Below are 25,886 nucleotides of genomic sequence, written 5' to 3'. Positions count from 1 at the left end.
GATGAGCCTGATTAACAAGATGTTGCAAGACCTCGATGCGCGCGGCACCCCCGATGGACGCGGCGACGCGGCCGGCATCCGCTCCGTGCCCGAACGCGAGCGGGGCCTGCCGCGCGCGCTGGTCTTCGGCGGCGCTGCCGGCTTGACGGCCGCCGCCATCGCCCTGGGCTGGGTCTACCTGAAGCGCCCGGCCGTGCCGCCCGTGCTGATCAATGTGGCCAGTACGCCTGTTCTGGCACCGGCACCGTTGCCTGTCGTTGCAACCGCTCCCGTGGTGGCTGCACCAGTTGCGCCCGTCGTGGCGGCTGAACCCGAGCCCGTGTTCCAGGCCGAGGAAGTTGCCCCCGCGGCCGCCAAGGCGCGGCCCGCCGAGTTGCGCCGCATCGTGGAAAAAGCGGCCAAGCCTGCCGCTGCGTCGGTGGTAAAAACGCCAGCACCGGCCGCCAGCGAGCGCATCATCGACGGCAAGCACGTCACTGCCCAGCAGCGCGTGGAGAACGAATACCGGCGCGCGCTGGCCCAGTTGCAGGATGGCCGCGTCTCCGACGCCATGCTGGCCTTACAGCAGACCCTGCAGCTGGACCCGCGCCACCAGGGCGCGCGCGAAACTTTGGTGCGCCTGCTGCTCGAAGCGCAGCGCCCCGACGAGGCGGCCCGCCAGTTGCAGCTGAGCCTGGCATTGGACCCGAAACAGCCGGCGCAAGCGATGATGCTGGCCCGTCTGCAGCTGGACAAGGCCAACGGCGGCGTGGCCGCACTCGATACCCTCACGCGCAGCTTGCCGTATGCGACCGACAACGGCGAATACCACGCCTTCCTGGCCGGCGTGCTGCAGCGCGAACAGCGCTACCGCGAAGCATCGGAACATTATCAGCAGGCCCTGCAGACGGCGCCCGACAACAGCGTCTGGTGGATGGGCCTGGGCATCGCCTTGCAAGCGGACAACCACCCAGCCCAGGCACGCCAGGCGTTCGAGCGGGCCAAGGGCTTGCAAACCCTGTCGCCGCAATTGCAGGCGTTTGTCGAACGCAAATTGGTGCAACTGACGGCGGCTGCGGCGAAGTAACTTTTACCTCAATGAAAGACACCAGCTTGAAACCTCGCAATCTGCTCATCGTCCTGTGCTGCCTGGCCAGCAGCGCCCTGGCCGCACCCGCCAGCCCGCCTGCCAACTACGTGCTGGAAAATACGGAAGTGCGCGACATCCGTGCACAAGCCCTGAAACGCGACTATCAGCTATATGTCGCCTTGCCCGATTCCTATCGGCAGGGAAATAAACGCTATCCGGTGCTGTTCGTCGTGGATGCCAATTACTCGTTCGCCATCGTGCGCAATATCGCGCAGCGCCTGAACAAGCATGCGGGGATGGAAGAAGTCGTGGTGGTCGGCCTGTCGTACGCCAACGGCGATGGCGGGGTGTACAGCCGCCGCCGCGACTACACGCCCACCACGCCGCGCAAGCACGACTACCGCTCGGACATGCCGGGGCGGCAACCGGCGTTTGGCGAAGCGAAGGCGTATGGCCAGTTCATCTCGGGCGAGGTGTTTCCCTTTATCGCCAGTAACTATCGCGTCAACATGCAGCGCAAGGTCTTCATCGGCCATTCCTACGGCAGCCTGCTGGGCCTGCAATTCCTGCTGACGGAACCACGCACCTTCGAGCACTACATCCTCGGCAGCCCGTCGCTGTGGTACGACGCCGGCGTCATGTTCGACCGCGAGCAGGCGTATGCCGCCAGCCACAAGGACTTGCCTGCATCCGTGTTCTTCGGCATCGGCGGCCTGGAAAAGCTGGCGGCGGGCAAGAAGCGTTCGCGTTTGGAGGAAGAGGCCGACATGCTGGCCGACTTGCGCGAGTTCGATGGCAAGCTGAAATCGCACAAGTACCCTGGCCTGAAGACGCGCTTGCGCGTGTTCGAGGATGAAGACCATGCGAGCGTGTTTCCCTTTATTTTGACGCATGGCTTGCGCGCGTATTTGAAGTCTTCAAACTGACGGCTTTGGTGCTGACCGTTTGAATTCGCAGCCACGCAGTGGGCGGGGGTATAATTTCCCCAGTTGAAGGTTGTAAACCAAACGACAATATCCCCATGAAAACTTCTGATGCTGATAAAAAAGCGACTTCGCCACTGAAAATATTGGCGATTTCATTTCTATTGACAAACGCTGTATTCGCCAATGCCCATGCTGAAGGTAATTCATCTGCGGACAAGTCGGGTGACTACGCTGTGGAAATTGACAGCTTGATCAAGGAAACAAGCCCTAGAAGTTTCAATGGGGTGATTCTCATCACGCAACATGGGAAAACAATATACTCAAAAGCCTATGGTTATGCGGATTTTGAAAATAAGGTGCCGTTGAAACTGGACGATAACTTCAGGATCATGTCGAATAGCAAGCAGATCACGGCAGCGTTGATTTTGCGGGAAGTTGAAAAAGGCAGGATCGACTTGCATAGTCCCGTTAGAAAATACTTGCCTGATTTGCCGCAGGCGTGGGCCGACAAAGTGACCGTGCATCAGCTGCTCAACTTTTCGGCAGGAATCACTGAGATTGACCAGCCACTGAGCTTCCAGCCCGGGACGGATTTTTTATACGGCGTGACAACGTACGCCATGCTGGGACATATTTTTGAAAAAACAAGCGGGAAAAAGTATATCGAAGCGGCAAATGACTTGTTCAAAGAGCTGGCAATGGACAATAGTTTTTGCTATGAGGAAGGCAAGAATAATAACGTCATCAATGGGTACGTCAATTCGAAAAATGTATTCGAATTGAAAGTGCATCCGGTTCAGGGGCAAGGCTGGGTTGATTTTATTCCCGCTGGAGGCATTGTTTCAAATGCAAGGGATTTGAATGCATGGGATGAAAAACTTCATAAGGGGAAAATCTTAAAGCCGGAAACCTACAAGCTGATGACAAATTATGACATATCCAGTCAGCACGTCGCTTTCGGTGCTGAAAAAAATGGCTATGGTTATGGTGTCTATGTCAGTGACAAGACGCCGATCAAATACATCGGCCACTCCGGAAAAGGCTTGGGCTTTGCATCAATCAAAATGTATTTCCCTGAAAAAGATGTCGACGTTGTTGTCCTGGAAAATCAGTTCAGCGAAGACAGCGCCCTTCATTACTATTTTGAAATAAAAATAAGAGAAATAGTGATGAATAGCAATCTTTTGAGATAGTAAAGATCACTTCGAATCATCAATTTTGCAGGCTGCCTGCGAAACTTGTCATCAAGGCATTCGCGTATTGCGACCCATGCCAATAAGCGCTACAACCGCGCCTCATCCCCCCACACATGCCGCATGCTGAAGCGCACGCCCGCATCATCTTCGTGCAGCGACGAAACGATGGCGAACTGGCTGTCGGCCGTGTCGCGCGGCGTCATCTGCGATAGCTGGGCGGCGGCCAGCGGCGCGCCCAGCGGGTCGCTGAGTGGATGCACGTGGCCGGCACCCCGTTGCGTCACGACGCCCAGTTCGCCACTGCGCAGGCGCACCAGAGTGCCCGGTGGATATTTGCCCAGCAGGTTGACGAATTGTTCTCCCAGCAGCGGGTCGATGGGCACGCCCTGGTCGAGGAAGATGTGCTGCAGCGCCTGGTCGGGCACGATGGAGCGCCGGTAGTTGCGCGCGGAAACGCGGGCGCAATAGCGGTCGGCCAGGCCGATCAGCTTGGCATTTTGCAGGATTTCATCGGCCGTGCGCCCCTGCGGGTAGCCGCTGCCGTCGTCGTTTTCATGGTGCAAGAGCACGCAACTGAGCCATTCCTCGTCGTCGACACCGGCGCAACGCAACAGTTCCGTGCTTTCCTGCGGATGCTGGCGCACGATGCGCATTTCTTCGTCATTCAGGGGGCCGGGCCGGTCCTGGAAGCTGTCGTGGTGGCGCAGCATGCCCACGTTCATCGTCAGCGCGGCCGCACCGATCAACAGCAATTCGTCGTGGGACTTGTGCATGCTGCGTCCCACCAGCATGGCCAGCAAGGCCGTTTCGATGCAGTGGCGCACGGCGTAGCTGCCGGCGATTTGGTTGAGCAGTATGCTGGCCAGGGCGATGTCGGCATCGTGTTCGAGCGCGCGCAGCAGTTCGCGGGCGATGTCGCGCACGTCGCGCTCGGCATTGTTTTCGCTGCGCAAGGCCAGCAGCAAGCGTTCCAGGCGCTGGGCCGCTTCGTTGAGCAGGCGCAAGACGGACGGCTGGTCCGGCGCGCCCACGTACAGGCCCAGCTGCATTAGCCGCCCTAGCTGCGCGCCGTCCGTGATGATCTGTCCCTTGCGCAGTTGCGGGCCCGCGCTGTGGTCGGCCAGAAACAGATCCCAGGGCAGGGGTTCGCCGGGAACCAGGTCGGCCGGGCCGATGCGACGCTGTACCATGCTTGTCATCCTTTGCCCCGCCGCAGCGAAGCCATGTTCAGTGCTCGGTTATATGCTGCGCAGGCGCTCAAGCGCCAGGCGCAAGGTCTCGTCTTTCTTGGCAAAGCAGAAGCGCACGATGCCCGACTCCTTGCCCTGCGTATAAAACGCGGACACGGGAATGGCGGCCACCTTGATTTCCGTCGTCAGCCATTCGGCGAACTGCGCTTCGGTCTCTTGCGAAATGGCATCGTAGCGCACGCACTGGAAATACGTGCCGTCGGCCGGCAGCAGGCTGAAACGGCTGCCCGCTATGCCATCGCGGAACAAGTCGCGCTTGCGCTGGTAGAACGCGGGCAAGTCCAGGTAGGGCTGCGGGTCGGCCATGTAGCCGGCCAGGCCGTGCTGCATCGGCGTGTTGACGGTAAAGACGTTGTATTGGTGCACCTTGCGAAACTCCGCCGTCAGCGCGGCTGGGGCGGCTACATAGCCAACCTTCCAGCCCGTCACGTGATACGTTTTGCCGAAGCTGGACACGATGAAGCTGCGCGCCGCCAGTTCCGCGTTGCGGCTCAATGAAGCGTGCGGCACGCCGTCGTACACCATGTGTTCGTAGACTTCGTCGGACAGGATCAAAATTTGCGTGCCGCGCACGATGTCGGCCAGCGCCGCCACGTCGGCGGGGCGCAAGATTGTGCCCGTCGGATTGTGCGGCGTATTGATGATGATCAAACGCGTCTTGCTGCTGACGGCAGCGGCCAGCTTGTCCCACGGCACGCTGTAGCCGTGTTCACCCAACTCCATGGAAACGAGCACGGGCACGCCGCCGGCCAGCGCGATGGCCGGCAGATAGCTGTCGTAGGCCGGTTCGATGACGATGACTTCGTCGCCCGGGTGCACGCAGCACAGGATGGCCGTGGTGAGCGCCTGCGTGGCGCCGGCCGTGACCGTGATTTCCGTGCCGGCATCATAGTTGTGGCCGTACAGGCTGGCGATCTTCGCGGCGATGGCTACGCGCAGGGGCGCGGCACCCGTCATCATCGGGTACTGGTTGTGGCCGGCGTGCATGGCGTCGCTGACGCGTTCAACCAGTTCAGGCGCGCAATCGAAGTCGGGAAAACCCTGGCCCAGGTTGACGGCGCCATGCTGGGCCGCCAGGCTGGACATGCGGGTAAACACGGTGGTGCCCACAGCAGGCAAGCGGGTGGTCAGGGTGGGAGTCGTGTAGGGCAGGGACGGGCTGTTCATGAACGGTAGGGGCGCGGTGCGGAAAGTGGAATCGTGTCCCATTCTAGCGCAGCGCGCCCCGTTGCGTGCGGGGCTTTAAAGGCTCAGCCTGGCAAGGCCCAGCCTTCCGGCACCATGATCTTGAACATGCCGGCCTTGGCCGTCTTGCGGGCCAGTTTCAGCAGGGCCTTGTCCTTGGTGATGAGGATGTCGGCGTTGGCGTCGCGCGCCAGTTCGAGGAATTTCTGGTCATCCTTGTCCGTACAGACGGGCAGGCGCACGCCGGAGACGGGTGGCGCCACCACGCTGATATGGGCGTCGAAGCGGGCGGCGGCAACGGCGCGGCTCGCTTCATCGAGCGGCAAGTGTTTGTAATGCAGCACGACCAGATATTCCGCGCGGCAATCTTCGCGCGTGATGGCATGTACGGCGCCGCTTTCCATGGCCGCCAGCAGGCCCGCCCAGCGCGGGTCGTTGAAGACGAACAGGTCGAGGCAAACGTTGGTGTCGAGGACGAGTTTTTGTGGAGCAGGTATCATGTCGGCAATTCTATTCTGTAGTGATAATTTATGTTGATCGTGCTTTCGCCCGCCAAGAGTCTCGACCTGGAGACGCCGCCAACAACCTCGTTGCACAGCACTCCCGATTTTCTCGACCATTCCGCCCAGCTCATCGCCCGCATGCGCCAGTTTTCGCCCGCCGAAGTGGGCAGCCTGATGGGCATTTCCGACGCCTTGTCCGCCCTCAACGTGGCCCGCTACGCGTCGTGGACACCCCAGCTTGATGACGCGCGCCAGGCCATCATGGCCTTCAATGGCGACGTGTATGCCGGTTTCGAGGCACGCAGCCTGCAGCCGGCCCAGCTCGACTATGCCCAGTCGCGCGTGCGCATCCTGTCGGGCCTGTACGGCTTGCTGCGCCCGCTGGACCTGATCCACCCGCACCGCCTGGAAATGGGCACGCGGCTGTCGACCGCGCGCGGCAAGGATTTGTATGCGTTCTGGGGCGACACCATCACCAACGGCCTGAACCGCACGGCGAAGGAGCAGGGCGCGAAAGTGTTGGTCAACCTGGCTTCCGAAGAATATTTTAAATCCGTCAAGCCGCGCCAGCTGGACGTGCCCGTCATCGCGCCCGTGTTCGAGGACTGGAAGAATGGCAAATACAAAATCATCTCGTTCTACGCCAAGCGCGCGCGCGGCATGCTGGCCCGCTATGCGGCCGTCAACCAGATCCGCGACCCCGAGCAGCTGAAGCAGTTCGACGTCGATGGTTACGCGTATGTGCCGCAAGCATCAAACGATACGAGCTGGGTGTTTCGGCGCAAAGTGGGCGAATGAAGTAAAAAAACGGCTGGGRCAAGAGCTGAGGTGTTTGGCCAGTGGGCATAAGTAAAAAAACCGGGCTAGCCCGGTTTTTTCTTATCTTACTGCCAGAATTTCCACCACTTGCGTTCCTTGTTCACCCCTTCCGGGCTGAGGAATGCCGTGTTCGGGTAGTTCTTCGTCAGCACGCGCAAGGCATCGTCGCGCAGGTCGGTCAGGCCCAGCTTGTCATACGAGCGGTACATGATGAACAGCGCTTCTTCGATGGCCGGCGAGGCGGAAAAGTCGCTGATCGTCGTTTGCGCGCGGTTGGCGGCGGCCAGGTAGGCGCCGCGGCGGTAGTAATAGCGCGCCACGTGTACTTCGTATTTCGCCATAGCATCGATCAAATAGTTCATGCGGGCCAGCGAATCGGGCGCATATTTACTATTCGGGAACTTGTCGACCAGTTGCTTGAAGGCGGCAAACGCTTCGCGCGTGGCTTTCGGATCGCGCTCGGTCGGGTCTTGCTCGTACAGGAAGTTCAGGAAGCTGATCTGGTCGTTAAAGCTGATCAGGCCACGCAAGTAGTACATATAGTCTACATTGGCGTGGTTCGGATGCAACTTGATGAAGCGTTCGACGGCAGCCAGTGCCTGCGCCTGGTCTCCCGACTTATAATACGCGTAAGCGATCTCCATCTGCGCTTGCAGAGCATAGTTGCCGAAAGGATAGTTAGCCTCCAGCTTCTGGAACAGGCCGATTGCAGCTTCATAGTGCTGCCCGGCCATTTCTTCACGCGCCTCCGAGTATAATTTCGTAACGGACCAGTTTTTGGTCTCATCCACTTTTTCAGGCAACAAGCTGCAAGCGGACATGCCGAGCAGAACGACTGAAGCGACTACCAACGATAATTTTTTTTGCATGACGTTTTGCAAGAAGGTTTTAACCAAGATTTTACAATAGGCTGATTATAGCCGATGGGAATGCTGTGATATTAACTCCGAAGCCTAATTTGGCTGACCCCGCGTTTGACTCCCTTTCTGACCATGCTGCCGAAGAGGCGTTTGACGGCGATTTTGCCGCCGACGACGTCTTCGAGGAAATGGCCCCGATTACATTGGAACTGACGCCGGACGCCTGCGGCCACCGCCTCGATAAAGTCATCTCCAAGCTGGTGCCGCAATACTCGCGCAGCCGCTTGCAATTGTGGCTGGAAGCCGGTTTCGTGACCGTCGATGGAAAAGTTGCCAAACGCAACATGACCGCCTATGGCGACGAAAAGATCGTCATTCTGCCGCAAAGCGCGCCGGAAGACGAGGCTTTTAAGCCGGAAGCGATGGAATTGAACATCGTGCACGAAGATGAGCATATCATCGTCATCAACAAACCGGCCGGACTGGTCGTGCATCCGGGCCCCGGCAACTGGTCGGGCACCTTGCTCAACGGCTTGCTGCACCACTGTCCGCAGCTGGCTGGCGTGCCGCGCGCCGGCATCGTGCACCGCCTGGACAAGGATACGAGCGGCCTGATGGTCGTCGGCAAGACCCTTGCTTCGCAAACGGACCTCGTGCGCCAGTTGCAAGCACGCACCGTCAAGCGCGAATATTTCGCGCTCGTGTGGGGCACGCCGAAAATGGCGGGCACCATCGATGCATCGATCGCGCGCCACCCGCGCGACCGGGTCAAGATGGCCGTCTCGGAGAATTTCACCGCCAAGCCTGCCATCACGCACTATGAATTGATCGGCAGCGGCGAACTCGACCGCCGCCCCGTGAGCCTGATGCAATGCCGCCTGGAAACAGGCCGCACGCACCAGATTCGCGTGCACATGCAGCATCTGGGATTCGCACTGGTCGGTGACTACGTGTACGGCAAGCAGCACCTGGTGTCCGTCTTCTCGCGCCAGGCATTGCAGGCGCGCCGCCTGGGCCTCGTGCATCCGGGCACCCTGGAAGCGTGCGAATGGATCGTGCCGCTGGCCGATGATTTCGCGCAACTGATCGCTACCGCCGGTATTCCCGAGCCGGAACAAGTCTGATGACGTCGCCGTTGCCTTGCCTTATACCCGCTTGGCCCGGCTTGCCCGCGAACGTGGGCGCGCTGGCGACCTTGCGCACGGGCGGTGTCAGCCAGGGGCCGTATGGTGACGGGCAGGGCGGCGGTGGCTTGAACCTGGGCACGCACGTGGGCGACGAACCCGCGCACGTGGCGGCCAACCGCGCGCGGCTGGCTGCCATATTGCCTGCCGAGCCGGCCTGGCTGTCGCAGGTGCACGGCGTGGCCGTGGCCGATGCTGGCAAGCTGGACGGCCACGTGCCGGACGCCGACGCCAGTATCGCCACCTTGCCTGGCGCCGTGTGCGTGGTGATGACGGCCGATTGCCTGCCGGTACTGTTCTGTTCGACGGATGGCCTGGTCGTCGGTGCGGCCCACGCGGGCTGGCGCGGCCTGGCCAACGGCGTCTTGCAGCGTACGGTAGACAGCATGCGGGTGCAGGGCGCGACGGATATCCTCGCCTGGCTGGGGCCGGCCATTGGTCCGCAGCAATTCGAAGTGGGTCAGGACGTGCTGCAAGCGTTCCGCGACGGCGCGCGTGATGATGTTGAACGGCAAGTGTTGAGCGCCGCCTTCGTCGCCATCGCTGGCAAGCCGGGCAAGTACCTGGCCGACATCTATGCGCTGGCGCGCACCATGCTGCTGCGCGATGGCGTGGCGCAAGTGGCGGGAGGGGAATACTGCACCGTCAGCGATGCGGCGCAGTTTTACTCGTACCGGCGCGATGGCGTCACGGGAAGACAGGCCAGCTTGATCTGGCGCAAATAATCTGCACGGCAGACACTTATGTGTCTGCCGTTTTTGTTTTATCGTCTGCTGAGGCTTGGGCGCGCGCCTTCTGTTCCGCGATGCGCGCCGCCTTGCGTTTGCGTCGCCGCGAGCCCGTCAGATAGAATAGGATGGACAGGGGGATGACGCAGTACAGCACGAAGGTCATCACCCCGGCGACGATGGACGGTTCCGTCAGCGCCATGAGGCCAACGACATAGATCCAGGCAACAGCGGTCATGAGCATCATTGGTATTGCCAGTCAGTAAAAGTTTGCATGCAGGTGGCCCGGAAGTAATTATTTATTAATTCTTGAATGGACTTACATATACCTATGAATATGCCCGATCCTCAAATGATGACCAAAGAATGGATGGCGCAGATCAGCAATCCTGAGCAGTGGAAGACGTGGTTCAACATGGTACCGCAGCCCCAGGGCAATCCGATTGCCGGCATTTTGCAGGATGCGGGCGCCAGCATCAAGCCGGAAGCGATCGAGCAACTGAAAAACGCCTACGTGGCCAAGCTGACGGGCTTGTGGGCCGACTTTATGGCCGGCAAGGTGCCGGAACTGAAAGACCGCCGCTTCGCCGCGCCCGCCTGGCACGCCAGCCCCCTGTCGGCCTTCAATGCGGCCGCCTACCTGCTGAACGCGGAGTTTCTCGGCGCCATGGCCGATGCCGTGGAAGCGACGCCGCACCAGAAGCAAAAGATTGCGTTTGCCGTGCAGCAAATCGTCGACGCCATGTCGCCGGCCAACTTTCTTGCCACCAATCCCGACGCCCAGCAAACCCTGATCGAGACCAAGGGCGAAAGCCTGACCAAGGGCTTGAGCAATATGCTGGCCGATATGCAGAAGGGCCGCATTTCGCAGTCCGACGAGTCGGCTTTCGAAGTGGGCCGCAACGTGGCCACCACGCCGGGCACGGTGGTGTTTGAAAACGCCCTGTTCCAGCTGATCCAGTACACGCCGACGACGGCCACAGTACACCAGCGGCCGCTATTGATGGTGCCGCCGTGCATCAATAAATTCTATATCCTTGACTTGCAGCCGGAAAATTCGCTCGTGCGCTATGCGGTGGAGCAGGGCAATACCGTGTTCCTGATGTCCTGGCGCAATCCCGACATGAGCATGCAGCACCTGACGTGGGACGATTACGTCGAGCAAGGCGTGATCGAAGCCATCAAGGTGACGCAGGAAATCTCGGGCCAGGACAAGCTCAATATGTTCGGCTTTTGCGTGGGCGGCACCATCGTCTCGACGGCGCTGGCCGTGCTCAAGGCGCGCGGCGAGAACCCGGCCGCCAGCCTGACCCTGCTGACCACTTTCCTCGACTTTTGCGATACGGGCGCGCTCGACGTCTTTATCGACGAGCCGCAAGTGGCGCTGCGCGAGCAGACCCTGGCCAAGGGCGGCCTGATGACGGGCCGCGACCTGGGCAGCACTTTCTCGAGCCTGCGGCCGAACGACCTCGTGTGGAACTACGTGCAGTCGAACTACCTGAAGGGCAAGGAGCCGCCTGCGTTCGACTTGCTGTACTGGAACGGCGACGGCACGGGCTTGCCGGGCCCCATGTTCTGCTGGTATCTGCGCAACACGTACCTGGAAAACAGCCTGAAAGTGCCGGGCAAGCTGACGGTGGCGGGGGAAAAGGTCGACCTGAGCAGCATCGACGCGCCCGCTTTCATCTACGGTTCGCGCGAAGACCATATCGTGCCTTGGGGCGCGGCCTACGCCAGCACGGCCTTGCTGAATCCGAAAAAACCGAAAGCCAACCGTTTTATCCTCGGCGCGTCGGGCCATATCGCCGGCGTGATCAATCCTGCCTCGAAGAAAAAGCGCAGCTACTGGAGCAATGACAAGCCACGTACGGCGAAAGCCAAGCCCTTAACCGCCGAGCAATGGATGGAAGGCGCGACCGAGCACGTGGGCAGCTGGTGGCCCGAATGGGCGGCTTTCCTGGCCGAACACGGCGGCACCCAGGTGAAGGCGCCAGGCAAACCGGGCAACAAGCGCCACGCGGCAATCGAGGCGGCGCCAGGGCGGTATGTTAAAGTCAGGGCGGACTAGTTTACAAAGCGTTCTCGCTGACAAGAACGGCGTAATCTCCGGTCTTGTCAGGAATCTACTTTTAGTTGCGTTGCAATAAATGCGGGAATCTACTACCCTGATGTGCAATGGAGCCGTTTTCCACTCTATAATGGAAAACGTAGGCAGGTGCGAAAGCGGACCCTCGTTCGCTTTTTTTTCGGATTAACTCAGTATGCGCTGCGGCGCAATAAGTGGAACTTGTGATGAGTAGTGCAAAAAAAAGTATAGACCGCCTGATTAAAAAATATCCTAACCGCCGTCTGTATGACACGCAAACCAGTTCCTACATCACCTTGACGGACGTCAAGCAGCTGGTGTTGGACAATGAGGTGTTTACCGTCGTCGATGCCAAATCCAATGAAGATTTGACGCGCAGCATCTTGCTGCAAATCATTCTGGAAGAGGAAGCGAACGGCGCGCCCATGTTCTCGAGCAGCGTGTTGTCGCAGATCATCCGCTACTATGGCCACGCCATGCAGGGCATGATGGGATCCTACCTGGAAAAGAACGTGCAAGCGTTCACCGATATCCAGCACAAATTCACGGGTACGTCGGCCGGCAGCTTCGAAGGCAAGCCATTCAGCCCTGAAATGTGGACACAGTTCATGAATGTCCAGGGCCCGATGATGCAAGGCATGATGAACAACTACATCGACCAGAGCAAGAGCCTGTTCGTGCAAATGCAGGAGCAGATGCAAAGCCAGAGCAAGAATCTGTTCGGCACGTTCCCGTTTGTTCCGCCGGTTCCGCCAACCGACAAGAAATAGTCTAAGCCGCACGCCCAGCGGTCCATCGCAACGCCAGGAACTTGTGCCGGCGGCAGCAAAAAAGCACGGCCCTGACAGCAAGGGGCGGCTCGGGGTACAATAGCCGATTCGCCTCACCATTTTACTAGCTGCCAACTATGTCTGAAATTCACCGTATTCCTGTTCCTTCCGCCCAGCCCGAGGCCATGCTGGCCATGCCAGGTGCGGCGCCGAAAGTGGGCTTTGTCTCGCTCGGCTGCCCGAAAGCGCTGGTCGACTCCGAACAAATTCTGACCCAACTGCGCGCCGAAGGCTACGAAACGGCGAAATCCTACGCTGGCGCCGATCTGGTGATCGTCAATACCTGCGGTTTTATCGATGCCGCCGTGCAAGAGTCGCTGGACGCCATCGGCGAAGCGCTGGCTGAAAACGGTAAAGTGATCGTGACCGGTTGCCTGGGCGCCAAGAAAGATGCTGCCGGCGACGACATCATCATGAAGGTACACCCGAAAGTGCTGTCCGTCACGGGCCCGCACGCGCTGGCCGAAGTGATGGATTCCGTCCACTTGCACCTGCCGAAACCGCATGCGCCATTCCTCGACCTGGTGCCGCCGCAAGGCGTCAAGCTGACGCCGAAGCACTATGCCTACCTGAAAATTTCCGAAGGCTGCAACCACCGCTGCAGCTTCTGCATCATCCCGTCCATGCGCGGCGACCTCGTTTCGCGTCCGATCGGCGAACTGATGATCGAAGCGGAAAACCTGTTCAAGTCGGGCGTCAAGGAATTGCTGGTCATTTCGCAAGACACGTCGGCATATGGCGTGGACGTGAAATTCCGCTCCGGCTTCTGGAATGGCCGTCCCGTGAAAACCCACATGACGCAGCTGACGGAAGCGCTGGGCGAGCTGGCCAAGTCCTACGGCGCCTGGGTGCGCTTGCACTATGTGTATCCGTACCCGCACGTGGACCAGATCATCCCGATGATGAGCGGCGGCCACATCCTGCCTTACCTCGATATTCCGATGCAGCATGCGCACCCTGACGTCCTGAAACGCATGAAGCGTCCGGCCAGCGGCGAGAAAAACCTCGACCGCATCCAGGCCTGGCGCGCCATCAACCCGGACCTGACCATCCGCTCGACCTTCATCGCCGGTTTCCCAGGCGAAACGGAAGCGGAATTCGAGTACCTGCTGGACTTCCTCAAGGAAGCGCAGATCGACCGCCTCGGCTGCTTCGCCTATTCGCCTGTCGAAGGCGCGACGGCCAACGCCATCGCCAACCCTGTGCCGGAAGAGCTGCGCGAAGAGCGACGCGGCCGCGTCATGCTGCTGCAGGAAGAAATTTCCAAGAAACGCCTGCAAGCCAAGGTCGGCAAGACCGTGCGCGTGCTGATCGATGAAGTCACCCGCTCGGGCGGCGTGGGCCGCTCGTCCGCCGACGCGCCGGAAATCGACGGCGTCGTGTATGTGAAGCCGCCGTTCGAGCCGCACCGCAGGCTTGCCGTGGGCCAATTCGTCGACGTGACCATCACCTCCGCGGACGCGCATGACCTGTGGGGCGCTGCCGAGTAATGCTGTCCTGGTCTGGCCGACAGCGTTGATACTGTTTTGAAAAGAGGGATCGCCAGTTTGGCGGTCCCTTTTTTTTGTGTTGCTTCAGATGGCGCGACGCCGGCGCTGCATCCAGCCGATACCGGCCAGGCCGAGTAGTAACATGGCATAGGTTTCAGGCTCGGGTACCGGGACCAGTACGGGACTGATCGTCAGCTTGGTGTCTGGCGACCAGCGTACGCTGATGCTGCTCGAACCGGGATCAAAAGGATGGTAATAAGTGTAGGCAAAAGAGTCACCCGTCTTCAATCTGCCAAAATAGGTTTCGTCGGGATAGCTGCCGGTGAAATACGCGGAGATATTCAAGCCGCCTGCAGCAGAATACTCCAGTATATCTACTCCACAGCGCATGTAGATATTGCCATTGTTGCAGTCATGGTAGTAGTTCCGGCCATTGAATACCAAGTTGTAGGCTTCGTTTTTCGTGATGACATTGTCGCCATTGGCATTGTTGAAATTAAAGCTCCCTTCCAGCCGCAAGTCGGGGTTCCACGCACCGCCATTCAATTCATCATAAAAACCGGTATAGGAAAAGTTGACCACATTAGGCTTGGCCGGAGCGGCCAGCGCCGTTGTCGTGGCCACAGCCAGGACGCAAGCGAGCACTGCATTTTTCAACATGGGATATCCTTCAGATTGGAATGTATAAAATTAAAATATTAAAAATAAAGCATGCTAATAATACATGATAAATGTGTAGGCATTATTGGATTTATTCTTCCGTTCGCTATACATCTGGCGCCAGTTGTACGGCAGTTTTTGAGCAAAGCCCTTACAATCAAGGCGGACCAGCAATGTGCGATCCGCTCTTTTATTGCCTACGACCCTTTCCCGACGCCATGACCACACCCAAATCTCCGCAAACCGCGCTGATCCACAGCGATTACCAGGCGCCGCAAGGCTTTGCCGCGTTCCCGAACGCCATACACCATGCGTCCACCGTACTGTTCAAGGACGTGGCGGCCATGCGTTCGGGCGACTGGAAAGACAAGAACGCCTACACCTACGGCTTGCACGGCACGCCGACTACCTTCACCCTGGAAGCGCGGCTGGCCGAGATTGAAGGGGGACAATACTGCCTGCTGGCGCCGTCGGGCCTGGCGGCCATCGCCATGGCGGACTTTGCGCTGCTGAAAACGGGTGACGACGTTTTATTGCCGGAAAATATATACAACCCGAACCGCGAGCTGGGGCGCTGGCTGTCGCAGGACTTCGGCATCACGGCCCGCTATTACGATCCGCTCATCGGCGCCGGCATCGCCGCCCTGATCCAGCCAAACACCAAACTGATCTGGACGGAAGCGCCCGGTTCCGTGACGATGGAAGTGCCGGACTTGCCCGCCATCTGCGCGGCCGCCCATGCGCGCGGCGTGCTGGTGGCCCTGGACAACACCTGGTCGGCCGGCCTGGCCCTGCGCGGTTTCGACCTGGGCGTGGACATCATCATGCAGGCGCTGACGAAATACCAGTCGGGCGGCTCGGACGTGCTGATGGGCGCGCTGATCACGCGCGAGCGGGCGCTGCACGACCGCCTGGCGCAGGCGCACATGCGTCTGGGCATGGGCGTGGGGGCGGACGACGCCTATCTGGTGCTGCGCGGCTTGCCTACCATGAAGCTGCGCTTCGACGCGCACGATGCGGGCGCGCGCACGGTGGCCGCCTGGCTCAAGGGGCGCAGCGAGATCGCCACGGTGCTGCATCCGGCGTTCGCCGATTGCCCGGGCCACGCCATCTGGCAGCGTGATTTCACGGGCGCGGGCGGTCTGTTTTCCGTGCTGTTCGATGCCCGCTACACGGAGGCGCAGACGGACCGTTTCGTCGATGCCTTGCAGTTGTTCAAGATTGGCTACAGCTGGGGTGGCGCGAACAGCCTGGTGATGCCGTACCGCATCGCCGCCATGCGCAAGGGATGGCAGTTGCCGGGCCAGTTGGTGCGCCTGAACGTGGGACTGGAAGATCCGCAGGACTTGATCGCCGATATCGAACGGGCGTTCGCGGCGATGTAGGCGGCAAGCCGTTGGCTTGCCGCGAAGCACCTGTTACATGGGTACGGGCTTGTTGTTGTTCAGGTCGAGGAAGCCGCGCAGCAGGCGGTACGCTTTCCACAGCCAGGCCACGCCCCAGACGATGATGGCCAGCGGAATGCCGATCAGCGTGACCCACAGGATGGCGCCGACGACGACCCAGGCCACATACCACCAGAAGGAACGGATCATCCAGCTGTGATGGCTGTGAACGAAGGTCCCGGCAGCCTCGTCCCGCTTCACGTAATTGATGATGAGCGGAATGAAGGAAAACGCGCCCAGCGAAAACACGAAGCTGGCGCCATGTATCAGGTACAACCACCAGGCCAGGTTTTTGGTCTGCTGGAGTTGGGTATCCAAAATAATATCTTGTGACATGAAAGCTCCCGTCGTTGCTCAATTTTTAATTGTAACAAGCAAAGCGGCGCAGGAGCGCAGTCCATGGAAAAAGGCAGAATACATTGTTGAAACGAGATCGATATCCTACCCTGGCCGCGCGCGCCAGGTCGTGGCTGCAGCGCGCCGTGCCAGCCTTGCTGCTGTGTGTCACCGTGGCTCATGCGGCCGGCCCCACCCTGGAGGCGGAGTTTGCCGCCGGCTTGAAGGACGAGGGTCTGGCGGGCGCCGTCTGGAGTGAAGTCTTGCCTGACGGAACAGTCAAAGTCGGCGCGTCCGGCTTGCGCGATGCCGCCAAGAACATACCCATGCAGACGGACACGCGCATGCAGGTGGGCTCCGTGGGCAAGGTGGCGCTGGCGCTGGGCGTCTTGCGCCTGGTCAGCGAAGACAAGCTCACGCTCGACACGCCCCTGCAGCAGGTGCTGCCGGAACTGGCACTGAAAAACCCGTGGCAGGCCAGCGACCCCGTGCGCATCCGCCACCTGCTCGCGCATACGTCGGGCCTCGATAACGTGCGCTTCTGGCAGGCGTTCAGCCTGAACCCGGCGCCGGAGACGCCGCTGGCCGAGGCGTTTGACGGCGGGCGCAATCTGCTGCGCGTGCGCGCGCGTCCCGGCAGCCGCTATGCGTACTCGAACATGGGTTATGGTTTGCTGGGCATGGTGATCGAGAAGGTCACGGGCCAGCCCTATGAACGCTACCTCGACGCGCAGCTGCTGCAGCCGCTGGGCATGGCGGACAGCACGTTTGCCTATGTTACGCAAATGCGTACGCAAATGAGCACCCAGGCGGGATCGCATGCGGACCCGCGCCTGGCCATGGGCCACTTCGAGCATGGCGTGGCGCAGCCGGCCGTGCCCCAGTATCTGCGTCCGGCCGCGCAATTTACCACCACGGCGGCCGACATGGGCAAGCTGGCGCAGTTCCTGATGGGCGATGGCAAGCTGCAGGGCGCGCAGTTCATCGACCTGGCGCTGATGGGTGCCTTGTCCGAACCGGCCGGCACGGATGCGGCGCAGGCGGGCCTGGCAACGGGCCACGGCCTGGCGTTGGCCGTGCGCGACCGCCATAACGTGGTGGGTGCCTGCCATCCCGGCACGACTGTCGGTTTTCGCGCCATGCTGTGCATCTACCCGGAGCAGGACAGCGCCTTCTTCGTGGCCTTCAATACGGATGCGGAGCAGGCCGACTATGAACGCTTCAACCGCCTGCTGCTGCGCGACCTGGAACTGCCGCTGCGCGCGCCGGCCCCACGCGGTACGCCCGCGCCGACGGTGGAAAACTGGCAGGGCGTCTACGTGCCGTCGCCCAGCCCCATGGCCAGCATGGCCTGGGTCGACGCCGTCTTCGGCTTTACGCGTGTGAAATGGGATGGCGAGTCGCTGTTCCTGATCCCGTTCCAGGGCGAGCCGAAGGAGCTGGAACCGGTGGGCGGCTTGCTGTTCCGCGCCAGCGACCGCAGCACGCCATCGCACGTGCTGATGCAGGAGGATGGCAAGCATGTGCTCAGCGATGGATTGCGCAGCTATGAGCGCGCGTCGATGCTGCGCATGCTGGTGCTGTGGGGCAGCCTGGCCCTGGGTGCGGCGGGTTTGCTGTATGTGCTGCTGGTGGGCGTGTGGCGGGCCGCGCGGCGCAGCCTGGAACGGGGCGACCATCTGTTCGCGCCTTTGCTTGCCATGCTGGCGTTGCTCTTGCCGCTGCCGTTTTTCTATTTCCAGTCCTACCTGCGCCTGGGTGACGTCACCATCGCCAGCGTGCTGCTGGCATTGGCGACGGGCGCGCTGCCGCTGGCGACGGCGTTCGGCCTGGCCCGCTGCTGGCGCAGTCGCGGCACGGCGGCCGAGGCGGGCTCGCTGGCGAAATGGGATTGGGTGGCCTTGCTGGCGGCCTTGCAGCTTCTGCTGGTGCTGGCCTGGTGGGGCTTGCTGCCGCTGCGTATGTGGCAGCTGTAGCGGGCGCTCAGCGCCAGGCAGCCAGCAGCCGGCGCCACCAGCGTTGCGCCGGCCTGGGTTGACCTGTGCGCCCGGCCCGCTTGGCGCGGTAGCTGGCCGCCGCCATCTGCAGGCCGATGCGGTCCATTGCCGCCATCGCCTCCGCTTCCTGCGGCGACAAGCCATGCAGCAAGGCTTGCGCATGGGGATCGAGCAGGAAGGCGGCACGCAAGGCGTCGTCCGTGTACAGCCTTGCCAGGTACGTTTCCAGTGCGGGAGAACTCATGCGGCTCGCCCCGCGCGCAAGGCCGCGCGCGCCAATTCCAGCTGGCCCAGCACATGCTCGAACGACGGATAATTGCCGTCGCGTTCGACGATCACCGTCAACGGTTGCCGTGCATGGCGCGCCAGCACGGTCAACAGATCGAAGACTTCGGGCGGCACGTCGTGCAGATGGTCGTCCAGCAAGCGCTGGCCGCCGCCCGGCGCAGCGATCCAGTGGCCGCCGCTCAGGTGCACGGCGCCGACCCTGTCCAGCGGCAGGCGCAGCAGCAGTTCCTGCGGCGACTCGCCGGCATTCACGGCATTCGCATACAGGTTGTGCAGGTCGAGCAGCAGCGGCACTTGCGCGCCGTGGATGATGTGCGTCAGCCAATCGGCTTCGTCCATGGTGCTGGCCGGTGGCTGGACCAGGGTGGCGATGTTTTCCATCAGCGGGGCGCTGCCGACGATGCGCGTGGCCAGCGCGATATTGGCGATTGCGCCGGCGGCGCTGTGCTGCGTGCGCGGCGGCGCCGCCAGGTGGCCGATCTCGACGCCGCCGGCGCGCACGAAACTCAGGTGCTCGGACCACGATTCCGCCTGCACCGCTTGCATCAGGCGCGCCATCGCATGCAGGCGGCGCGGATCGGCGGGAATCGTCGAGGCCAAGCCCATGCCGACGCCATGCAGGCTGACTGGCACCTGGTGCGCCAGGCTGCGCAAGGCCGAAATGCCGGCGCGCGAGGCGCCGTAATAATCGTCGGCGATCACTTCCAGCATGTCGATCCGCGCCAGGTTGGACAGAATGCCGGCGGCCAGTTCGCCGCGCCAGCCCAGGCCGACGCGGTCGCGCGTGGCGTCCTTGCTAACTGCCACAGCCGCCGCCACCACCGCAACCGCCACAGCCGCTGCCGCCGCCATCACCGCCACCGCCCGATGACGAGTCGCCCGAGTCGCCCGTGCTGCTGGACGAGGAGTCGCCGCCGCCATTTTGCCGCGGCACCGGATACAGCTCGGCGACATAGGCGTACACGGACAAGGGCAGGGCGCCGATGCCGAAGATGGCGGCCAGCAGGGCCATGTCGGCGCTGCTGCTGCCCGCCTGCAGGCGCGCCGAGCGCATGTTCAGCCGGCCGAACAGCATGCGCAGGTCGGTCAGCAGCCGCTGCGCGCTCCAGCTGGTCGCCTGGGTGCGCAAGCCGCGCAGCATGAGGAGAAAAATCGCCAGCAGGACCGCCAGGAACAGCAGATTGTAGTGCTGGCGGCTGATGGCGATGACGGCCTTGACGCCGGCCACCGTCAGCAGCAGCCAGTGCGCGGCCCAGGTGATGCGTTCGCGCCGGCGCAGCAGCGGCGGGCCGACCAGCAATTCCTGCCGCGTCAACGTCTCCTGGTAGGCGCGGCACGATGGCAGCATGTCGGCCTGCACGGCCAGTTCCTTGCTGTGGCCCTGGCGGCCCAGGTACAGCCGCAGCACGTCGCGTTCGATGTCGTGGCTGGCAAAGCGCAGGCTGTCGGCGCTGGCCGTTTCCAGCAGCGGGCCGTCGGCGCGCAGCAAGCCGCGGTCGACCAGCACGATGGCGGCGATTTTCACGGCTTCGAGGGCGCCGCCGCGCAAAAAAGCAATGCGGTAGGGATCATCGGCCAGCGACAGCTGGGCGTGCGGATTGCGCAATTCCATGCGGATCAGCAGCTCGCGCGCCAGGTAGTACACGAGCGTGCCGAAGATCAGGTAGGCCAGCAGGAACGATGGCCCGCTCCAGTCAAACGGATTGTAGCCGTTCACCGCATCTGCTCCGCGTGTTCACGCAGGCGTTCGGTAATCGTCATCAAACCCGTAAAGGCGGGCAGGGCTTGCCCCGGTGCCAGGCGCGCCGTTTCGCGCGCGGCCGACATGGTGTGCAAAGCCACGTGCAGGGCCGGGTCGCCCAGCTGGTCGACAAATGCTTCGAGCGCCTGCTTGCCGGACTGCGCAGGTTTGCCCTCGAGCTGCGCCAGCGAGGCTGCCGCCGAACGCAGGGGGCCGGCCGCATCGGCGATGGCGCCGGCCAGCTGTTCTTCAGTCAGGCTTAGGAGCATATAGCGTTCGCGCATGCGCAGCTGCTGGTTCAGCAGCACTTGCCGCAGCCGGTGCAGCACGGCGTCGCGGCTCGTGTGCAGGCTGGCGAAGGGATCAACGCCATGCAGCACCCGGTGGCGCGCGATGATGTCGGCGAACTTGACGGCGAAGGCGTCGGCGGCCTGGGGCAATTCGCTTTCGAGCAGGAACATCACCTGCAAATCGATGGCGGCGTGCGCCAGGCGCAAGGAACCGCGCAGCGCATCGGCCGATGCGGGCGTAAAGCGCTTGAGCAGCAACAGCAGGTTGACGTCGGAGGTGGCGCGCAACTGGCCATCGGCGGCCGAGCCAAACAGCACGGCGGCGGCCAGGTCGGCGCCGAAGGCCGTTTGCGCGGCGGCGACGAATATATCGAGGTGGCGTTGTATTTCTTCTGGCAGTGGTGGCGGCATGCGGTGTTCTTTCACGATGGGCTGGCGGGGTGATCACAAGTTTGCAATATAGCAAACTTGTGCCGCCGTGCGCGCACCGCCCGCCAGATAGCGCCAAGCTGGCGCCGACTCAGCTCAAGACGTTGAGCAAACCATCGAGTCCCACGAAGTTCAGCGCCACGTCGGCCTGCGAGCGCACCACGGGCTTGGCGCGGAAAGCGACGGACAGGCCGGCGATGCCCATCATCTTCAAATCGTTGGCGCCGTCGCCCATGACGATGGCCTGCGATGGCGTAATGCCCATCTCTGCGCACACTCGCTCCACCGTGCGCTGCTTTTCCTCGGCGTCGACGATACCGCCCAGGACTTTGCCCGTCAGCTTGCCGTCGATGATTTCCAGTGCGTTCGCATGCGTGAAGTCGAGGCCCAGGCGCTCCTTCAGGCGTTCGGTGAAGAAGGTGAAACCGCCCGACACCAGCAGGGTTTTCAGGCCGGCCTTTTTCACGGCCGCCAGCATGGCTTCCGCGCCCGGCGACAGCTTCAAACGCTCGTCGTAGACGCGTTGCAGGGCCGACGCATCGAGGCCTTCGAGCAGGGCCACGCGCTGTTTCAGGCTGGCCGCAAAATCGAGTTCCCCGCGCATGGCCGCTTCCGTGATGGCCGCCACCTGCGGTTTCAATCCCTGCATGTCGGCGATTTCATCGATGCACTCGATGGTGATCAGGGTCGAATCCATGTCCATCGCCACGAGCTTGAATTCGGCGAGTTCGCGCTGTCCCATCATGTAGGTGGCGTCCAGCTGCGCCGCCTGCGCCGCCACTTCGATCGTGGGGCGCAGCGCGGGCGAATAGGCGATCTGTTCGCAGCGCACGGCGTTCGGACCGAGGCGCGTGACGGACGTCGGCGCGGCCAGCGCGGCGATGCGTTCGAGGCGGGCGCTATCGCCGTCCAGGCCCTGCAGGATCAGATTCATGGTGATGGTCTTGGTATTGGTCATGGGGCAGTCCTGCATTAATTATCGAAATGGTCTACACCGTCAATTGCTTGATAGTGGTCTTGATCTGCGTCACGCGCGCGGCCAGGTCCGGCATGGCGGCCGTGATTTTCAGCTTGTCCTGGCCATGCAGCTTGATATGGCGGTTTTTCTGGATCAGGTCGATGATGCGCATCGGATCGATCGGTGGCTTGGCCATGAATTGCAGGGTGGCCGCCTCGCCATGCACGTCGATCTTGACGATGCCCACGGTTTTCGCCGCGATGCGCAATCGGTGCGTCTCGACCAGCGCCTTGACGGCGTCGGGCAGCTTGCCGAAGCGGTCGATCAGCTCCTCCTGGATATCGTCGATCTTCTCTTGCGTGGCGCAGTTGGCCAGGCGCTTGTAGATCGACAGGCGCTCGTGCACGTCGCCGCAGAAATCGGCCGGCAGCAGGGCCGGCACGTGCAGGTTGATCTCGGTGGTCGACGCCAGCGGCGCGGCCAGGTCCGGCTCCTTGCCCGCTTTCAGCGAGCGCACGGCTTCATTGAGCATGTCCGAATACAGCTGGAAGCCGATTTCCGTCATCTCGCCCGACTGGCTCTCGCCCAGCACCTCGCCGGCGCCGCGGATTTCCAGGTCGTGCATGGCCAGGTAAAAGCCGCTGCCCAGTTCTTCCATCTGCTGGATGGCGTCCAGGCGGCGCTGCGCCAGTTTGGTAAGACCCTGCACGTCGTGCACCAGCAGGTAGGCGTAGGCCTGGTGATGCGAGCGGCCCACACGGCCGCGCAGCTGGTGCAGCTGCGCCAGGCCGAACTTGTCGGCGCGGTGCATGATGATGGTGTTCGCCGTCGGCACGTCGATGCCCGTTTCAATGATCGTCGTGCACAGCAGAATATTGAAACGCTGGGCGACGAAGTCGCGCATGACTTTTTCCAGGTCGCGCTCGTGCATCTGGCCGTGTGCCACGGCGATGCGCGCCTCGGGCAGCAATTCCGTCAGCATGGCCAGGCGGTTCTGGATGGTTTCCACCTCGTTGTGCAGGAAGTAGATCTGGCCGCCCCGTTTGAGTTCGCGCAGACACGCTTCGCGGATGATGGCTTCGCCTTCGCTGCGAACGAACGTCTTGATGGCCAGGCGCTTTTGCGGCGCCGTGGCGATGATGGAAAAGTCGCGCAAGCCTTCCAGTGCCATGCCCAGGGTACGGGGGATCGGCGTGGCCGTCAGGGTCAGCACGTCCACTTCCGCGCGCAAGGCTTTCAGCGCCTCCTTCTGGCGCACGCCGAACCTGTGTTCCTCGTCGATGATGACGAGGCCCAGGCGCGTGAACTTCACGTCGTCCGACAGCAGTTTATGCGTGCCGATGACGATGTCGATGGTGCCGTCGGCCATGCCCTTGAACGCCTGCGTGATCTCTTTGCCGCTGCGGAAGCGCGACAATTCCGCGATGCGCACGGGCCAGTCGGCGAAGCGGTCGGCGAAGGTTTGCGCATGCTGCTCGGCCAGCAGGGTGGTGGGCGCCAGGATGGCCACCTGCTTGCCGCCCATGACGGCGATAAACGCGGCGCGCAGCGCCACTTCCGTCTTGCCGAAGCCGACGTCGCCACAGACGAGGCGGTCCATCGGTTTCCCGGAAGTCATGTCCTTGATGACGTTGTGGATGGCCTCGGCCTGGTCCGGTGTTTCATCGAAGCCGAAGCTGTCGGCGAAGCGCTGGTAGTCGTGCGACGAGAATTCGAACGAATGGCCCTGGCGCAGCGCGCGGCGCGCATACAGGTTGAGCAGCTCGGCGGCCGTATCGCGCACCTGTTCGGCCGCGCGCTTCTTCGCTTTTTCCCACTGGCCCGAACCGAGCGAGTGCAGCGGCGCGTCTTCCGGCGACGCGCCCGAATAGCGGGAAATGACGTGCAGCTGCGACACGGGCACGTACAGTTTGGTGTCCTTCGCGTATTCGAGATGCAGGAACTCCGTCTCGCCTTCGCCCAGGTCCATGCTGGTCAGGCCCATGTAGCGCCCGATGCCGTGGTTGATGTGCACCACGGGGTCGCCGATTTTCAGCTCCGACAGGTCGCGCACCATCGACTCGACCTGCGTCACGCCTTCCTGTTTCTTGGTGCCGACCCGGCGGCCGGAACCGGCGTACAACTCCGTCTCCGTGATGAAGGATAAATTTCCGTCCGGCGTAAACAGCTCGAATCCCGCATGCAGCGGCGCCACGCCCAGCATCAGCTTGGCGTCGGATTGCAGGAAACCATCGCTGCCTTCCACCGGCGTCAGGTGCAGATCGTATTCGGTGAAGTACTGCTGCAAGGTTTCGCGGCGGCCGTTCGATTCGGCGCAGATCATCACGCGGCGTCCCGATTGCAGCAAATAGCTGCGCAGGTTGGCCAGCGGATCGTCGGCGCGGCGGTTGACGGCGATGTTCGGCACGGGCGCCGACAGTTCGGATGCCAGCGCATCGTTCGACTTGGCGATCGCCAGGCGCGCATACGGCTTGGCCAGGCCGAAGAACTGCTCGTCGGACAGGAACAGCGATTCGGGCGGCAGGATAGGCCGCTCGCGGTCCGCCTTCAGGAAGCGGTAGCGCGACTGGGTATCGGTCCAGAAGCGGCCAATGGCAGCGTCGATTTCTCCCACCAGGGCCAGCGAGGCGTCGGGCGGCAGGTAGTCGAACAGGGTAGCCGTCTGTTCGAAGAATAAGGGCAGATAATATTCGATGCCGGCCGAGGCGATGCCGCTGCTGATGTCCTTGTAGACGACCGAGCGCGAGGGATCGCCTTCGAACTGTTCGCGCCAGCGGTTGCGGAAGGTGGTGCGCGCCGCTTCGTCCATGGGAAATTCGCGGCCCGGCAGCAGCCGCACTTCATGCACGGGATACAGCGAGCGCTGGGTGTCGGCATCGAACGTGCGGATGGTCTCGATGGTGTCGCCGAACAGATCCAGGCGGTAGGGCAGGGCCGAACCCATGGGGAACAGGTCGAGCAGGCCGCCGCGCACCGAGTATTCGCCCGGCGACATCACTTGCGAGACATGGCTGTAGCCGGCCAGGGTCAGCTGCGACTTCAGACGCGCTTCGTCGAGCTTTTCGCCCTTCTTGAAGAAGAAGGTGTAGGCGGCCAGGAACGATGGCGGCGCCAGGCGCACGAGCGCCGTGGTGGCCGGCACGATCAGCACGTCGCACTGGCGCGTCTGGATTTCGTGCAAGGTGGCCAGGCGCTCGGAGACCAGGTCCTGGTGCGGCGAAAACGCGTCGTAGGGCAGGGTTTCCCAGTCCGGCAGCAGATGGCAGCGCAGGTCCTTGCCGCCAAACCACGGGATTTCATCGAGCAGGCGCTGGCCGTCGCTGGCCTGCGCCACCACCACGGCCAGCATCTGGCCCCGCGCTTTCAAGGCCGAAGCGGCCAGCGCCAGGGCATAGGCGTCGGATGAACCATACAGGGCGGGCAGCGCATAGCGGTTGCCGGGCTTGGGGAGGGCTTTTGTTAAGTCTAAGGACATGCAGGCGATGACACTAGTGGCAGAGGCAGTTGAATGGGACAGCTGTGGTGCGCGCCGCGCCGCCAGTGACGGCGCTGACAGGCAGGATTATAGACCATCGCCTATATCTCCGCGCTTGAGAAAACCGTCGCGAGCGGAAGT

At 62.0% G+C, this 25,886-nt stretch carries 24 protein-coding genes; 11 read left to right on the top strand and 13 right to left on the bottom strand.

The annotated features are described in order from the left end of the window. Position 1: 1 nt before the first annotated feature. From AC4BCN_RS18590 to AC4BCN_RS18580, 3 genes are all read left to right on the top strand, one after another. Entirely contained in the window at positions 2 to 1,066 is a 1,065-nt protein-coding gene (locus AC4BCN_RS18590) for a tetratricopeptide repeat protein (protein WP_338679057.1), read from the top strand. A gap of 26 nt (positions 1,067 to 1,092) precedes the next feature. Further along, positions 1,093 to 1,995, top strand: coding sequence for an alpha/beta hydrolase (locus AC4BCN_RS18585; RefSeq protein WP_331776308.1), 903 nt, complete (start codon positions 1,093 to 1,095; stop codon positions 1,993 to 1,995). Between the two features lie 95 nt (positions 1,996 to 2,090). Further along, on the top strand, positions 2,091 to 3,188 hold the full coding sequence (locus AC4BCN_RS18580; RefSeq protein WP_338679056.1) for a serine hydrolase domain-containing protein: 1,098 nt from the start codon (positions 2,091 to 2,093) through the stop codon (positions 3,186 to 3,188). Between the two features lie 89 nt (positions 3,189 to 3,277). On the opposite strand, the gene AC4BCN_RS18575 is transcribed toward AC4BCN_RS18580, so the two are convergent. From AC4BCN_RS18575 to AC4BCN_RS18565, 3 genes are all read right to left on the bottom strand, one after another. Further along, positions 3,278 to 4,381 carry an HD-GYP domain-containing protein gene (locus AC4BCN_RS18575; protein ID WP_490491462.1) on the bottom strand — a complete coding sequence of 368 codons (1,104 nt, stop codon included), beginning with the start codon at positions 4,379 to 4,381 and terminating at the stop codon, positions 3,278 to 3,280. Between the two features lie 48 nt (positions 4,382 to 4,429). Further along, entirely contained in the window at positions 4,430 to 5,608 is a 1,179-nt protein-coding gene (locus tag AC4BCN_RS18570) for a pyridoxal phosphate-dependent aminotransferase (protein WP_490491461.1), read from the bottom strand. Positions 5,609 to 5,691: 83 nt separating this feature from the next. After that, on the bottom strand, positions 5,692 to 6,126 hold the full coding sequence (locus tag AC4BCN_RS18565; RefSeq protein WP_035819658.1) for a putative toxin-antitoxin system toxin component, PIN family: 435 nt from the start codon (positions 6,124 to 6,126) through the stop codon (positions 5,692 to 5,694). A 30-nt stretch (positions 6,127 to 6,156) separates the two neighbouring features. Here AC4BCN_RS18565 and yaaA point away from each other — a divergent pair, with 30 nt between their 5' ends. After that, positions 6,157 to 6,927, top strand: coding sequence for a peroxide stress protein YaaA (gene yaaA / locus AC4BCN_RS18560; protein WP_490491460.1), 771 nt, complete (start codon positions 6,157 to 6,159; stop codon positions 6,925 to 6,927). Between the two features lie 86 nt (positions 6,928 to 7,013). Here the strand turns inward: yaaA and AC4BCN_RS18555 are convergent, their stop codons facing one another. Next, positions 7,014 to 7,817 carry an outer membrane protein assembly factor BamD gene (locus AC4BCN_RS18555; RefSeq protein WP_086140734.1) on the bottom strand — a complete coding sequence of 268 codons (804 nt, stop codon included), beginning with the start codon at positions 7,815 to 7,817 and terminating at the stop codon, positions 7,014 to 7,016. Positions 7,818 to 7,906: 89 nt separating this feature from the next. Between AC4BCN_RS18555 and AC4BCN_RS18550 the strand changes: the two genes are divergently transcribed. Both AC4BCN_RS18550 and pgeF read left to right on the top strand, forming a co-directional pair. Next, a complete protein-coding gene (locus tag AC4BCN_RS18550; RefSeq protein ID WP_046683027.1) occupies positions 7,907 to 8,932 on the top strand; it encodes an RluA family pseudouridine synthase in 1,026 nt (341 codons plus the stop codon). Then, the gene (gene pgeF, locus AC4BCN_RS18545) at positions 8,932 to 9,717 is read left to right on the top strand and encodes a peptidoglycan editing factor PgeF (protein WP_139089586.1); all 786 of its coding nucleotides are present in this window, start codon (positions 8,932 to 8,934) and stop codon (positions 9,715 to 9,717) included. Before AC4BCN_RS18550 ends, pgeF begins: the two co-directional genes overlap by 1 nt. Positions 9,718 to 9,733: 16 nt before the next feature. Here the strand turns inward: pgeF and AC4BCN_RS18540 are convergent, their stop codons facing one another. Beyond that, positions 9,734 to 9,967, bottom strand: coding sequence for a hypothetical protein (locus tag AC4BCN_RS18540; protein WP_223278748.1), 234 nt, complete (start codon positions 9,965 to 9,967; stop codon positions 9,734 to 9,736). Between the two features lie 105 nt (positions 9,968 to 10,072). Here AC4BCN_RS18540 and phaC point away from each other — a divergent pair, with 105 nt between their 5' ends. The 3 genes from phaC to rimO all read left to right on the top strand — a co-directional run bounded on the left by phaC (position 10,073) and on the right by rimO (position 14,126). Beyond that, positions 10,073 to 11,788 (top strand): class I poly(R)-hydroxyalkanoic acid synthase, encoded by a 1,716-nt coding sequence (gene phaC / locus AC4BCN_RS18535; protein WP_490491459.1) that lies wholly within the window; start codon positions 10,073 to 10,075, stop codon positions 11,786 to 11,788. 224 nt (positions 11,789 to 12,012) lie between these two features. Further along, complete coding sequence (gene phaR, locus AC4BCN_RS18530) at positions 12,013 to 12,576, top strand: polyhydroxyalkanoate synthesis repressor PhaR (RefSeq protein WP_010399000.1); 564 nt, start codon at positions 12,013 to 12,015, stop codon at positions 12,574 to 12,576. 194 nt (positions 12,577 to 12,770) lie between these two features. Beyond that, the gene (rimO, locus tag AC4BCN_RS18525; protein WP_490493616.1) at positions 12,771 to 14,126 is read left to right on the top strand and encodes a 30S ribosomal protein S12 methylthiotransferase RimO; all 1,356 of its coding nucleotides are present in this window, start codon (positions 12,771 to 12,773) and stop codon (positions 14,124 to 14,126) included. Positions 14,127 to 14,210: 84 nt separating this feature from the next. Here the strand turns inward: rimO and AC4BCN_RS18520 are convergent, their stop codons facing one another. Further along, on the bottom strand, positions 14,211 to 14,786 hold the full coding sequence (locus tag AC4BCN_RS18520; protein WP_338679052.1) for a PEP-CTERM sorting domain-containing protein: 576 nt from the start codon (positions 14,784 to 14,786) through the stop codon (positions 14,211 to 14,213). Positions 14,787 to 15,004: 218 nt separating this feature from the next. Between AC4BCN_RS18520 and AC4BCN_RS18515 the strand changes: the two genes are divergently transcribed. Next, positions 15,005 to 16,171, top strand: a complete 1,167-nt coding sequence (locus AC4BCN_RS18515; RefSeq protein ID WP_139089583.1) for a cystathionine beta-lyase — start codon at positions 15,005 to 15,007, stop codon at positions 16,169 to 16,171. Between the two features lie 33 nt (positions 16,172 to 16,204). Here the strand turns inward: AC4BCN_RS18515 and AC4BCN_RS18510 are convergent, their stop codons facing one another. Next, a complete protein-coding gene (locus AC4BCN_RS18510; protein ID WP_128142837.1) occupies positions 16,205 to 16,567 on the bottom strand; it encodes a DUF4870 family protein in 363 nt (120 codons plus the stop codon). Between the two features lie 86 nt (positions 16,568 to 16,653). Here AC4BCN_RS18510 and AC4BCN_RS18505 point away from each other — a divergent pair, with 86 nt between their 5' ends. Continuing rightward, positions 16,654 to 18,543: a serine hydrolase domain-containing protein gene (locus AC4BCN_RS18505; protein WP_490491458.1), complete on the top strand. Its 1,890-nt coding sequence runs from the start codon at positions 16,654 to 16,656 to the stop codon at positions 18,541 to 18,543. A gap of 7 nt (positions 18,544 to 18,550) precedes the next feature. Here the strand turns inward: AC4BCN_RS18505 and AC4BCN_RS18500 are convergent, their stop codons facing one another. The 6 genes from AC4BCN_RS18500 to mfd all read right to left on the bottom strand — a co-directional run bounded on the left by AC4BCN_RS18500 (position 18,551) and on the right by mfd (position 25,745). Next, positions 18,551 to 18,808 (bottom strand): hypothetical protein, encoded by a 258-nt coding sequence (locus tag AC4BCN_RS18500; protein WP_490491457.1) that lies wholly within the window; start codon positions 18,806 to 18,808, stop codon positions 18,551 to 18,553. Further along, complete coding sequence (locus tag AC4BCN_RS18495) at positions 18,805 to 19,659, bottom strand: MbnB/TglH/ChrH family RiPP precursor modification enzyme (protein WP_490491456.1); 855 nt, start codon at positions 19,657 to 19,659, stop codon at positions 18,805 to 18,807. The genes AC4BCN_RS18500 and AC4BCN_RS18495 overlap by 4 nt, the downstream gene beginning before the upstream one ends. After that, complete coding sequence (locus AC4BCN_RS18490; protein ID WP_490491455.1) at positions 19,649 to 20,569, bottom strand: TIGR04222 domain-containing membrane protein; 921 nt, start codon at positions 20,567 to 20,569, stop codon at positions 19,649 to 19,651. The genes AC4BCN_RS18495 and AC4BCN_RS18490 overlap by 11 nt, the downstream gene beginning before the upstream one ends. Next, positions 20,566 to 21,294, bottom strand: coding sequence for a hypothetical protein (locus tag AC4BCN_RS18485; RefSeq protein ID WP_490491454.1), 729 nt, complete (start codon positions 21,292 to 21,294; stop codon positions 20,566 to 20,568). The genes AC4BCN_RS18490 and AC4BCN_RS18485 overlap by 4 nt, the downstream gene beginning before the upstream one ends. A gap of 109 nt (positions 21,295 to 21,403) precedes the next feature. Beyond that, positions 21,404 to 22,246, bottom strand: coding sequence for a phosphoserine phosphatase SerB (serB, locus tag AC4BCN_RS18480; protein WP_485878957.1), 843 nt, complete (start codon positions 22,244 to 22,246; stop codon positions 21,404 to 21,406). Positions 22,247 to 22,301: 55 nt separating this feature from the next. Further along, complete coding sequence (gene mfd / locus AC4BCN_RS18475) at positions 22,302 to 25,745, bottom strand: transcription-repair coupling factor (RefSeq protein WP_490491453.1); 3,444 nt, start codon at positions 25,743 to 25,745, stop codon at positions 22,302 to 22,304. Between the last annotated feature and the right edge of the window lie 141 nt (positions 25,746 to 25,886).

It is taken from the genome of Janthinobacterium sp. Bl 1, assembly GCF_058215535.1.
This window is presented reverse-complemented; position numbering and strand designations above follow the sequence as displayed.